Source organism: Saccharomonospora iraqiensis subsp. iraqiensis (genome assembly GCF_000430445.1).
GTDB classification, from domain to species: Bacteria; Actinomycetota; Actinomycetes; order Mycobacteriales; family Pseudonocardiaceae; genus Saccharomonospora; species Saccharomonospora iraqiensis.
Genome location: NZ_KE387035.1, coordinates 14,522 through 25,324, shown reverse-complemented (window position 1 = coordinate 25,324; position 10,803 = coordinate 14,522). Strand labels below are relative to the sequence as shown.

At 70.4% G+C, this 10,803-nt stretch carries 11 protein-coding genes; 3 read left to right on the top strand and 8 right to left on the bottom strand.

Going from position 1 to position 10,803, the window contains the following annotated elements; genetic code table 11:
- Together ACTIR_RS24930 and ACTIR_RS21040 are read left to right on the top strand one after the other, a co-directional pair.
- The coding region (locus ACTIR_RS24930) for an iron chelate uptake ABC transporter family permease subunit (protein WP_034237718.1) at window positions 1-216 on the top strand (216 nt) is incomplete at its 5' end.
- Window positions 213-1,124 (top strand): ABC transporter ATP-binding protein, encoded by a 912-nt coding sequence (locus ACTIR_RS21040; RefSeq protein ID WP_052583666.1) that lies wholly within the window; start codon window positions 213-215, stop codon window positions 1,122-1,124. The genes ACTIR_RS24930 and ACTIR_RS21040, both read left to right, overlap by 4 nt.
- An 83-nt stretch (window positions 1,125-1,207) precedes the next feature.
- On the opposite strand, the gene ACTIR_RS0101000 is transcribed toward ACTIR_RS21040, so the two are convergent.
- The 6 genes from ACTIR_RS0101000 to ACTIR_RS21035 are packed head-to-tail and all read right to left on the bottom strand — an operon-like array spanning window position 1,208 to window position 6,673.
- Window positions 1,208-2,446: a cytochrome P450 family protein gene (locus ACTIR_RS0101000; RefSeq protein WP_026452889.1), complete on the bottom strand. Its 1,239-nt coding sequence runs from the start codon at window positions 2,444-2,446 to the stop codon at window positions 1,208-1,210.
- A 14-nt stretch (window positions 2,447-2,460) separates the two neighbouring features.
- Window positions 2,461-3,708, bottom strand: a complete 1,248-nt coding sequence (locus ACTIR_RS0100995) for a cytochrome P450 (RefSeq protein ID WP_026452888.1) — start codon at window positions 3,706-3,708, stop codon at window positions 2,461-2,463.
- On the bottom strand, window positions 3,705-4,307 hold the full coding sequence (locus ACTIR_RS0100990) for a GTP-binding protein (RefSeq protein WP_026452887.1): 603 nt from the start codon (window positions 4,305-4,307) through the stop codon (window positions 3,705-3,707). Before ACTIR_RS0100990 ends, ACTIR_RS0100995 begins: the two co-directional genes overlap by 4 nt.
- The gene (locus ACTIR_RS0100985) at window positions 4,288-4,641 is read right to left on the bottom strand and encodes a DUF742 domain-containing protein (RefSeq protein ID WP_026452886.1); all 354 of its coding nucleotides are present in this window, start codon (window positions 4,639-4,641) and stop codon (window positions 4,288-4,290) included. Before ACTIR_RS0100985 ends, ACTIR_RS0100990 begins: the two co-directional genes overlap by 20 nt.
- 2 nt (window positions 4,642-4,643) lie before the next feature.
- Entirely contained in the window at window positions 4,644-5,039 is a 396-nt protein-coding gene (locus tag ACTIR_RS0100980; RefSeq protein WP_007024018.1) for a roadblock/LC7 domain-containing protein, read from the bottom strand.
- A complete protein-coding gene (locus ACTIR_RS21035; protein WP_084789275.1) occupies window positions 5,039-6,673 on the bottom strand; it encodes an ATP-binding protein in 1,635 nt (544 codons plus the stop codon). The genes ACTIR_RS0100980 and ACTIR_RS21035 overlap by 1 nt, the downstream gene beginning before the upstream one ends.
- 386 nt (window positions 6,674-7,059) lie before the next feature.
- On the opposite strand from ACTIR_RS21035, the gene ACTIR_RS0100970 reads away from it, so the two are divergent.
- Window positions 7,060-8,841, top strand: coding sequence for a thiamine pyrophosphate-requiring protein (locus tag ACTIR_RS0100970; RefSeq protein WP_026452885.1), 1,782 nt, complete (start codon window positions 7,060-7,062; stop codon window positions 8,839-8,841).
- 129 nt (window positions 8,842-8,970) lie between these two features.
- On the opposite strand, the gene ACTIR_RS0100965 is transcribed toward ACTIR_RS0100970, so the two are convergent.
- Both ACTIR_RS0100965 and ACTIR_RS0100960 read right to left on the bottom strand, forming a co-directional pair.
- Entirely contained in the window at window positions 8,971-10,284 is a 1,314-nt protein-coding gene (locus tag ACTIR_RS0100965; RefSeq protein ID WP_052583677.1) for a citrate synthase, read from the bottom strand.
- A gap of 165 nt (window positions 10,285-10,449) precedes the next feature.
- Window positions 10,450-10,803, bottom strand: a 354-nt coding sequence (locus ACTIR_RS0100960) for a PfkB family carbohydrate kinase (protein WP_026452883.1), incomplete at its 5' end; no start/stop codon positions are given.

Here is a 10,803-nt window from a genome sequence, read left to right as displayed (position 1 = left end):
GCCCCGCAGATCGCCCGGCGGCTGCTCCCCGGGCGTGGGGCCCTGACCGGCCCGTCCGCGGCCGTCGGCGCCCTGCTCGTGGTCGCCTCGGACCTGGTGGGGCGCCTGCTGTTCGCCCCGACGGAACTCCCCGTCGGGGTGGTGACCGGTGTCCTCGGCGCGCCGGTCCTGCTGTACCTGCTCGCCCGCGCGAACCGGATCGGACACACCGGATGAACCACTCCTCCACTCCCGCGGCCGCGCTGACCGCCGAGGCCCTCAGCCTGGACTACGGGGCCGGCCCGGTCGTCGACTCCGTGTCGACGACGCTGCCGCCCGGCAGGATCACGGTGATCGTCGGCGCGAACGGGTGCGGCAAGTCCACCCTGCTGCGTGGTCTCGCCCGGCTCCTCGCACCGCGGACCGGGAGCGTCCTGCTCGACGGCCACGACCTCGCCCGGCTGCCGACGAAGACCGTCGCGCGCCGCCTCGGCCTGCTGCCGCAACAGCCGATCGCGCCGGACGGGATCACCGTCGCCGACCTCGTCGGACGGGGACGGCATCCACACCAGCGGTGGTTCCGGCAGTTCACCGACGCCGACGCCGCGGCGATCGACTCGGCACTGGCCGCCACCGGCGTCGCGGAACTCGCCGACCGGCCGGTGGACGAACTCTCCGGCGGACAACGGCAGCGGGCGTGGATCGCGCTCGCGCTGGCCCAGGAACCGGAGGTGATGCTGCTCGACGAGCCGACCGCGCACCTCGACCTCGCGCACCAGATCGACGTGCTGGAGCTGCTGACCGGGCTCAACGCCGCCTCCGGGCGCACCGTGGTGCTGGTGCTGCACGACCTCGACCTGGCCGCGCGCTACGCCCACCACCTCGTCGCGATGCGCGACGGCGGTGTCGTCGCCGAGGGGACGCCGTCCGAGGTGGTGACCGCCGGGACGGTGGAGTCGGTGTTCTCGCTGCCGTGCACGGTGATCGAGGACCCGCTCACCGGAAGCCCGCTCGTGCTGCCGCGTCCGCAGGGACGCACCGCGGCCCGCGAAGGTGCGGCGGCTCGGGGGTGTGCGGTCGCGACGGACGACTCGACGTCCGGAGCCGTCGACTCGGCATCCTGGGGTGGCAACTCGCGGGCATGAGATGGCGACTCGCGGGCATGGGGTGGCGACTCGCGGGGTGGTGTGGGGGTGGTCCGTGGGGGCCACCCCCACACACCGGGCGGTCAGTGCAGGTGGACCGGGAAGGTGCTGGCCGAGTTCGAGAAGAAGGACGGGACCGGGACCAGGGAGTCGATGTCGGTGGCCGCCTTCAGGTTCGGGTAGCGCTCGAACAGCGCGGGCAGGGCGACCTGAGCCTCCATCCGGGCCAGGTGCGCGCCCAGGCAGACGTGTGGGCCGCCCCCGAAGGCCAGGTGGCGCTGCTGCTCCCGCTCGATGTCGAACCGGTCGGCGTCCGCGCCGTGCTGCTCCGGATCGCGGCCGACCCCGCTGTACGGGGCGATGATCGCCTCACCCTGCGGGATCGTGACGCCCGCGATGGTGATGTCCTCCAGGGGGTAGCGCGCCATGAAGTTGCCGATCGGGGCGTCCCAGCGCAGCACCTCCTCGATCACCTCGGACCACTTCTGCTCGCCGCCCTCCCGGGCCGCCTCCAGCTGGTCCGGGTGCGTGAGCAGCGCCCGGACGCCGTTGACGAGCAGGCTCAGCGTCGTCTCGTGCCCGGCGGTGAGCAGCAGCCAGATCGTGTCGGTGAGCTCCTCGTCGGTGAACGACTCGGCGTCCTGCTCACGGGTCGCGATCAGGGCGCTGGTGAGGTCCTCGCCCGGTTCCCGGGTGCGCAGCTCGACCAGGTCCTTGAGCATCTGCTGCCGGTCGGTCTGGGTGCGCACCACCTCCTCCGGGGTGGTGTCGGTGCGGAAGATGCTGTCCACCAGCTCCCGCAGGCGCGGCCGCCACGGCTCCGGCACGCCCACCAGCTCGCAGATCACGTTCATCGGGACCGGGTAGGCGTAGTGCTGCCGCAGGTCCACCGAACCGTCCGCGGCGGCGTGGTTCGGCAGGTCGTCGAGCAGGCCGTGCACGATCCGCTCGATGTCCGGTCGCATCCGCTCCACCCGGCCGCGGGTGAACGTCTTGGTCACCGGCCTGCGCAGCCGCTGGTGCGTCGCGCCGTCACTGGTGACCATGTTGGTCACCTTGACCATCCCGATCAGCGGCCAGTCGTCGGAGATCTCGCCGCGCCGGATCGCCGACCAGTTGCGCCAGTCCTTGGACACCCGGGAATCGGTCAGCAGGTCGGCCAGTAGATCGTGCCGGGTGACGGCCCACACCGTGACCTCACCCGGCAGGATCGCGCGGATCACCGGGCCCGCCTCGCGCATCCGCGCGGCCTCGCCGTGGTGGTCGGACCCGGTCGGGTCGAGTCGGACGACGGGTACCTCGTCGGTCACCACGTCGGTCATTCGCTCCTCCAGCGTCAGTTGTGGACGGTTGCCGAACGCGCGAAGCGCACGGGCAGACTGGCAGGGCAGCGGGTCCACGGAGACGGGATCGGAGTGATCTCTTCCGCGGGTACTGCCACGACTACATCGTGTAGCAGGTGGAGGGCGGTGTCGACCGCGATGCGGGTGATGATCCGCGACGTCCGTTGTGCCGGACAGGTGTGCGGTCCCGTGCTGTAGGCCAGATAGGACCGGTTGCCCACCTCCAGCCACGGGTCACCACTGTGGACACGGGAGTCCGCGTTCGCGGCGGCGAGCCCGAGGATCAACGCGTCCCCGCGCTCGATCCGGCGGCCCGCCAGGTCGCAGTCGGCCAGGGCGTACCGCGCGGGCATGTTCGTCATGGGCGGGTCCCGCCACAGCACCTCGTCCAGCGCCTCGTCGAGGCCGAGGCGTCCGCCGCGCAGTCTGCCGCCGAACCGCTCGTCGGTGAGCATCAGCCGCAACGTCTGCGCGATCCAGGTCATCGTGGTCTCGTAACCCGCCGAGACCATCAGCACCATGGACTGCTCGATCTCGTAGTCGTCGCGCAGGTTCGTGTTGTCGAGGAAGGCGCTGGTCACGTCGGACGCGCGCTCCACCCGCCGCGCGTGGATAATCTCGGTGAGCATCTCCTCGACCCGCCGGTTCCCCGCCTGGGAGTCCTCGCCCGAGCCGAACAGCGCGAGCAGCCCCTGCCGGAACTGTTCGGCCTGATCCATGCCGAACCCGAACATCCGGCCCACGACCAGCATCGGGATCACGGCGGCGTAGTCGGCCACCAGGTCACCGGCGCCCCGGTCGACGAACCGTCCGATCAGGTCGGTGCAGGTCTGCCGGACCATGGCGGCCAGCTGGTGTTCCGGCATTCCCTCCAGCGCGTCCTCGATCGGCGCGCGAAGCCTGCGGTGCTTGTCGCCGTCGGCGAAGTAGGCGTTGTCCCGCGGGAACATCATCGGGCCGAGGCCGGACTCCGGGGAGACGATGCCCTCGTAGTACATCCGCCAGTTGTGCGGGTCGCGGGAGAACAACCGTTCGTTGCGCGCGACGTTGCAGATCTCCGGGTGTCCCAGCACGAGCCAGCCGGGAATCCCCGGTTCGAGCTCGACGGGCGCCACCTGACCCCACCGGGCCCGGAGTTCACTGTAGGCGGACTGGGGGTCCGCGCAGTTCGTCGTGGCCGACAGCGGCATCAGGTCCGTCATCTCGGCCAGGGACGGGTTCTGTCGGGGGGTCGTCGTCATGCCAGCGCTTTCGACTGTTTGCGGACTTCGAGCGCGTGCTGCACCAGGGTGATCAGCGCGTTCGCGGAGTCCTCGCGACGGCGGGCGTCGCAGTACACGATGGGCGTCTCGGGGAGCAGGTCGAGTGCGTCCCGCAGCTGCTCCGGCTCGTACCGGGGCGAGTCGGGGAACTCGTTCACCGCGACCGCGAACGGGATCCTGGTGCGCAGTTCGAGCTGGTCGAACACCTCGAAGCTGTCCTCCAGCCGCCTCGGGTCCACAATGACCAGTGCCCCGACCGAACCGTCGGACAGTCCCTCCCAGAGGTTCCAGAACCGCTTCTGTCCGGGCGTGCCGAACAGGTACAGCACGATCTCCGGGCTGATCGTGATACGGCCGAAGTCCATCGCCACGGTGGTCGTGCTCTTGCTGTCCAGTCCGGCCAGCGAGTCGACCCCGACGCTGGCCGCGGTCATCGTCTCCTCGGTCCGCAGCGGCATGATCTCGCTGACCGACCCGATCAGGGTCGTCTTGCCGACGCCGAACGCGCCCACCACGAGGATCTTGACCGACTGCTCGACGGTGGAGCTCACATAGCGGTCAGAGCTTTCGGAGTCCATTGAGCACTTTCTCCAGGACATCGATTTCCGGCAGTTGCTGTGTGGGAGCGGACCGGACCACCAGCTGACCCCCGTCGATCAGATCCGACGCGAGCACGGTGACCATGCTCACCGGCAGGGACAGATGTGCGGCCGCCTCGGCGACCGACAGCACCCCGTGACACATCTCGACCAGTGCCCGCTTCTCCCGGCTCGCCGAGAGCGGGAGGAACGCCTCCGGATTGGCGAGCAGCAACGTCTCCGGGCGCAGCGTGTTGCGCGTCGGGTGTGCCCGCCCCTCCGTGATGACGTACGGCCGGACCGGTCGGTCGCGATACTCGTCGGACGCGGACATGATCAGGAGTTCCGGGTCGGCGTGCTCAGCGTGCGTTCACCGATCTGCAGCACCTGCATCTGCATCTGCTGGGCGATCAGGGCCGGGTCGATCACCGACTCGGTCACCACGGCCAGCCGGGAACCGTCCCCCGCCTCGCGGACGAACAGGAATCCGCCCTCGAACTCGACCATCACCTGCCGGGGCTCACCACCGCTGCCGAACTCGTCACTGATGCCGCGTCCCAGCGAGGTCAGGCCCGCGCACGCGGCGGCGAGTTTGTCGGCGATGTCGCCGTCCGTGTGCTCGGTGCGCACCTTCAGCAGCCCGTCCGAGGTCAGGACCACCGCGTGTCGCACACCGCGGACGCTCCTGATCTCGTCCAGCATCCAGCTGTTGTCGCCAGCTTGAGCAGTCATTACTCCTCCGGGTTGTACACGTCGGGATGCGGGCCGGTGCCCGCGGCGTCGGACCTGCCGCGCGAGTCCGGGAGGTCGGTGCGGAGGAACGCGCCCATCCACTGCGCGGCCTGCTCGGCGGTGGGTTGCGCACCGCGCGGTGCCTCACCACCGGGCCGGGGAGGTTCCGGGGCCGCCTCCCCGCGGCGCGAGCGACGGCGGGGCAGCGGTGTGTCGGAGGCCCCACCGTTCTCCGCCGCCCGGCCCGGTGTGCGGTGGTCGGTGCCCTCGTCCCGGTCGCTGTGGTCGATGGTTCCCCGTTTCGATCCCGCCATCGGCGCGGTCCTGTCCCTCGGTGTGTCCGTCGCGGGCAGTTCCGTTGCGGCGTGTCCCGCCGGGGCGGGTCCCGCCGGGGCGGGTCCCGCCGGGGACGGTTCCGCCGGGGACGGTTCCGCCGCGGACGGTGTGGCCGGCACCGCGGGCACCGACGGCATCGTGGCGCTGGTCGAGGACCGCCGGGCCAACGGCAGTTGGCTCCCCCCGGTGACCGCGCCGTCCGGCGGCAGCGGTTCGGTCAGCTCGGACGGCACGAGCACCGTGGCGCGCACCCCGCCGTAGACGGACTCGGCCAGGTCGACCCGGAACCCGTACCGCCGGACGTAGGCGCCGACGGCCGCGAAGCCGGTCTGCGGGAGCTCGCCGAGGGTGAACAGGTCGATCTCGCGCCTGCCCGAGACGATCTCGCGGGCCGCCTCCAACCTGCGTTCGTCCATGCCGACCCCGCAGTCGTCGACCTCGATGACGGCACCCCGCTGCACATGGCGCAGGGTCACCAGGACGTTGGTGGTGGGCGGGGACGACTGCGCGGCGTTGCCCAGCAGCTCCGCGACCAGGTGGATCAGCGGCTCGACCACGCGCGGCGCGACCGCCACGCCGGGGTCACCGGACAGCTCCACGCGCTGGTAGGCGGTGATGCGGCCCGCGGCGCCGCGCACGACGTCGGAGACCGCCAGCGGATCGTGCCACTGCTGACCGGGCCACTCCCCGCACAGGGTGGACACCGACTGCGCGTAGCGTGCCTGCTGGGCCGCCGCGTGATCGACCCGCATGCTGGTCTCCAGCACGTCGGGGTCGTTCGGGTGCCGGGAGATCATGCGTCCCGCCTCCTCCTGCACCCGGTGCGCGGTGGTCTGGATCTTCCGGGTCAGCGAGACCACCGAGGCGTGCACCGCGCTGCGCTGCGCGGCGTACAGCTCGCGGATCCGCACGATGATCGCCATGTACCGGTCGAACTCCTCCTGCACCTCCGGGTCGTCCGGACGCGCGGGGAGTTCCGGGAGCATGTCGTTCTCGTTGACCTTCTCCATGTAGGTCAGGAACCGGTCGTGTACGTCGAGCTGGGCGTGGTACCGCGCCCGGAGCTGTTCGTACTCGTCCCGTCGGGCCCGGTTCTCCCGTGCCCGGGCGCGGAACAGCACCACGGGCAGGACCACGGCGGCCAGCACCACCACGGCGGGAATCAGCCAGAGTGCGCTGCCACCGTCGCCCGTGGACAACACGATCCCGGTCGCGACGACGTAGGAGACGATCGCCGCGCCGCACAGTGCGACGACCGTGCTCCTCGGGCGACGCGGCACAGCCGATGAGAGGGTCATGATCACCTGATGGTCGACGGGAGTGGCGGGAAGTCGGGGGTCAGCGTGCCGGCCCCGGTGTCCGGCGACGTCGGTGCGGCAACGGCACCACCTCCACATCGCCGACACGCGGAGAAAGACCGGCTACTCGACTGGCCTACACGACTGCACCGCGCAGCGTAGTCGATCACCGTCATCTCCGTACAGACCTGGTCCGTTCGCATCACAAACATCCCCCGTGTGCGTTTTGTCGCTGTCACGGACAGACACCACGGTCGGCCGGTTCGTGACGCCTCGGTGACGCACTCCACACCCTTGCCCCCGCATCGTGCCCACCTCGGCACGGATTGGATCCCGGGCCCCGGGGTAGCCGGTTCCCGACCGGCGTGAGGCGCGAGGGAGGCACCATGGCCGAGACGGTCGCCGACCACATGCTGCGACGACTCCGCGAGTGGGACGTCCAGCAGGTGTTCGGCTACCCCGGGGACGGGATCAACGGGCTCGTCGCCGCCTTCGGCGAGGCGGACAACTCGCCACGGTTCGTGCAGGCCCGGCACGAGGAGATGGCGGCGTTCGAGGCCGTCGGATACGCGAAGTTCAGCGGGACCCTGGGCGTGTGCGCGGCAACGTCCGGGCCGGGCGCGGTGCATCTGCTCAACGGGCTCTACGACGCCAAGCTCGACCACGTGCCGGTCGTGGCGTTGGTCGGCCAGACCGCCCGCAGCGCGCAGGGCGGCAGCTACCAGCAGGAGCTAGATCTGGGCGCGCTGTTCAAGGACGTGGCCTCGGAGTACCTGGTCGAGGTCGACGTGCCGGAGCAGCTGCCGAACGTCCTGGACCGGGCCGTACGCACCGCGCTGGCCCGACGGTGCCCGACCGCGCTGATCGTCCCCGCCGACGTGCAGGAACTGGAGTACACCGCCCCGGCGCACACCTTCAAGCACGTGCCGTCGTCCCCGCCGGGCAGCGTGCGGGCCGTCGTCACCCCGCCCGAGGACGAGCTCGCGGAGGCCGCGGCGGTGCTCAACGCGGGCAGCCGGGTGGCGATCCTCGCCGGGCAGGGAGCCCGCAACGCGGCCGAGGAGCTGACCCGCGTCGCGGAGACGACCGGGGCCGGGGTCGCGAAGGCGCTGCTCGGCAAGGACGTGCTGCCGGACGACCTGCCGTACGTGACCGGGTCGATCGGCCTGCTCGGGACGCGACCGAGCTACGAGCTCATGCGGGACTGCGACACCCTGCTGATCGTCGGGTCGAACCTGCCGTACTCGCAGTTCCTCCCGGAGTTCGGACAGGCCCGCGCGGTGCAGATCGACATCGACGGCGGCATGATCGGCATGCGGTATCCCACGGAGGTCAACCTCGTCGGGGAGGCCAAGGCCACACTGCGGGCACTGCTGCCCCTGCTCGAGCCGAAACCGGACCGCGCCTGGCGGCAGACCGTCGAGCGCAACGTCGGATCGTGGTGGAAGACGCTGCGTGACCAGGCCATGCTCGACGCCGACCCGGTGAACCCGATGCGGGTGGTCCACGAACTGTCCGAGCGGATCCCGACGGACGCGATCGTCACCGCGGACTCGGGGTCGTCGACGAACTGGTACGCACGGAACCTGAAGATGCGCGGGCGGATGCGTGGGTCACTGTCCGGCACGTTGGCCACGATGGGCGCCGGGGTGCCGTACGCGGTCGGGGCGAAGTTCGCGCACCCGGACCGGCCCGTCGTCGCGCTGGTCGGGGACGGCGCCATGCAGATGAACGGCATGGCGGAACTGCTGACGATCGCGCGTTACCGTCCACTGTGGTCCGACCCGCGGCTGGTGGTGTGTGTGTTCACCAACCACGACCTCAACCAGGTGACCTGGGAGCTGCGGGCGATGGGCGGGGCGCCGAAGTTCACCGAGTCGCAGAGCCTGCCGCCGGTGTCCTACGCCGACTTCGCCCGCGCCGTGGGGCTGGACGGCGTCACCGTCACCGACCCGGACGAGCTCGGCGGCGCGTGGGACCGCGCCCTGACCGCCGACGGCCCGGTCGTCCTCGACGTGCACTGCGACCCGGAGGTGCCGCCGATCCCCCCGCACGCCACGTTCGAACAGATCAAGTCCACCACGGAGGCGCTGCTCAAGGGCGACCCGAACGCCTGGCACGTCCTCACCCAGGGCGCCAGGACCAAGGCCCGGGAGTTCACCCCCTGACCCACCCCGGTGCGGATGTGACCGTGAAGGGCACCTTCCCTGCGTCGGACGCAGCGAGGGGCACTTTCCCTGCGTCATGTGCAGGGAAAGTGCCCCTCACGGCACAACCCCGGTCGGAAGGTGGCGCGCTCAGCGCTCCGAGAGGGGCTTGTAGTCGCGCTGCTTCTCGCCGGTGTAGATCTGGCGGGGACGGCCGATCTTGGTGGCCGGGTCGGTCATCATCTCGCGCCAGTGCGCGATCCAACCCGGCAGCCGGCCGAGGGCGAACAGCACGGTGAAGTACTTCGTCGGGAAGCCCAGCGCCCGGTAGATCAGACCGGTGTAGAAGTCGACGTTCGGGTAGAGCTTGCGCTCGATGAAGTAGTCGTCCGACAGCGCCCGCTCCTCCAGCCGCTTGGCGATGTCGAGCAGCTCGTCGCCACCGGAGATCTTCGCCAGGATGTCGTCGGCGGTCTGCTTGATGATCTTCGCGCGCGGGTCGTAGTTCTTGTACACCCGGTGGCCGAAGCCCATCAGGCGCACGCCCTCCTCGCGGTTCTTCACCCGCCGCACGAAGTCGTCCACGTCGCCGCCGTCGGCCTTGATACCCGAGAGCATGTCCAGCACCGCACTGTTCGCGCCGCCGTGCAGCGGGCCGAACAGGGCCATGATCCCGGCCGAGATGCTGGCGAACAGGTTCGCCTCGGACGAGCCCACCAGCCGCACCGTCGAGGTGGAGCAGTTCTGCTCGTGGTCGGCGTGCAGGATGAACAGCAGGTCCAGCGCCTTGGCGATGTCCGGGTCGATCTCGTACGGCTCGGCGGGCAGCCCGAAGGTCATCCGCAGGTAGTTCTCCACCAGGCCCAGCGAGTTGTCCGGGTAGAGGAACGGCTGCCCGAGGGACTTCTTGTAGGCGTAGGCGGCGATCGTGGGCACCTTCGCCAGCAGCCGGACCGTGGACAGCTCGACGCTCGACTGGTCGAACGGGTCGAGCGAGTCCTGGTAGAACGTCGACAGCGCGGACACCGCGCTGGACAGCACCGGCATCGGGTGGGCGTCCCGCGGGAACCCGTCGAAGAACCGCTTCAGATCCTCGTGCAGCAGCGTGTGCCGGTTGACCCTCGACTTGAACTCGTCGAGCTGGTCGGCCGTGGGCAGCTCACCGTAGATCAGCAGGTAGGAGACCTCGATGAAGTTCGAGTTCCGCGCCAGCTGTTCGATCGGGTAGCCCCGGTAACGCAGGATGCCCTGCTCACCGTCGATATAGGTGATCGACGACGAGGTCGCGCCGGTGTTGACGAATCCGGGGTCGTAGGTGATGTAGCCGGTCTGGGCGAGCAGCTTTCCCAGCTCGACACCGGGCGCGCCTTCCACGGCGCGAACGACGTTCAACTCGTGCTCGCCATCCGGCAGGCGGAGCTGCGCCTTCTCGCCCCCGGTCTGCGCCGCAGTCGCGTCGGACATGCACATGCCTCTCACGGTCACACGGGCCGGCTGCGACCGCAGGTCGTGCGGGTCACAGACTCTCGCACACCGTCCCGCTGGGGTTGAATTCCTCTTTACGCTAATCCAGAAGAGCCCTGTCATGCAGCCGTGGTGTTACCCACGCCTGACGCTGTGCGACCAGGTTCACACGCTGGGCACCATCTCCGCGGCCGTCGGCGGCTCCGCACCGCGACGGGACACCGTGACCGCCGCCGCACGCGCGGCGAAGGACAGCACGTCCCGCCAGTCCCCGACCGAGAGGGCGCCGGGGTCGTCGACCCCGTGTCGTACGAACCAGGCCAGCATCGCACCCTGCACCGTATCCCCTGCGCCGATCGTGTCGCCCACCTCCACCGCGACGGTGGGCACCGTCACCTCGTGACCGCGGGCGGTGATCACCGAGAGACCGTCCGCACCGGCGGTCAGGACCACCGCGGCCGGTCCCGCGTCGAGCCACGGCCGCACCGTCGCGCGCACCCCGCCGGCGCGGACGGTCCC

Excerpts from the sequence above, each read along its gene's own strand:
- ACTIR_RS0101000 (WP_026452889.1), bottom strand. The coding sequence starts at position 2,446 with ATGACCGACGTGGTGACCGACGAGGTACCCGTCGTCCGACTCGACCCG.
- ACTIR_RS0100965 (WP_052583677.1), bottom strand. The coding sequence starts at position 10,284 with ATGTCCGACGCGACTGCGGCGCAGACCGGGGGCGAGAAGGCGCAGCTC.
- ACTIR_RS0100980 (WP_007024018.1), bottom strand. The coding sequence starts at position 5,039 with ATGACTGCTCAAGCTGGCGACAACAGCTGGATGCTGGACGAGATCAGG.
- ACTIR_RS21040 (WP_052583666.1), top strand. The coding sequence starts at position 213 with ATGAACCACTCCTCCACTCCCGCGGCCGCGCTGACCGCCGAGGCCCTC.
- ACTIR_RS21035 (WP_084789275.1), bottom strand. The coding sequence starts at position 6,673 with ATGACCCTCTCATCGGCTGTGCCGCGTCGCCCGAGGAGCACGGTCGTC.
- ACTIR_RS0100970 (WP_026452885.1), top strand. The coding sequence starts at position 7,060 with ATGGCCGAGACGGTCGCCGACCACATGCTGCGACGACTCCGCGAGTGG.
- ACTIR_RS0100995 (WP_026452888.1), bottom strand. The coding sequence starts at position 3,708 with ATGACGACGACCCCCCGACAGAACCCGTCCCTGGCCGAGATGACGGAC.
- ACTIR_RS0100990 (WP_026452887.1), bottom strand. The coding sequence starts at position 4,307 with ATGGACTCCGAAAGCTCTGACCGCTATGTGAGCTCCACCGTCGAGCAG.
- ACTIR_RS0100985 (WP_026452886.1), bottom strand. The coding sequence starts at position 4,641 with ATGTCCGCGTCCGACGAGTATCGCGACCGACCGGTCCGGCCGTACGTC.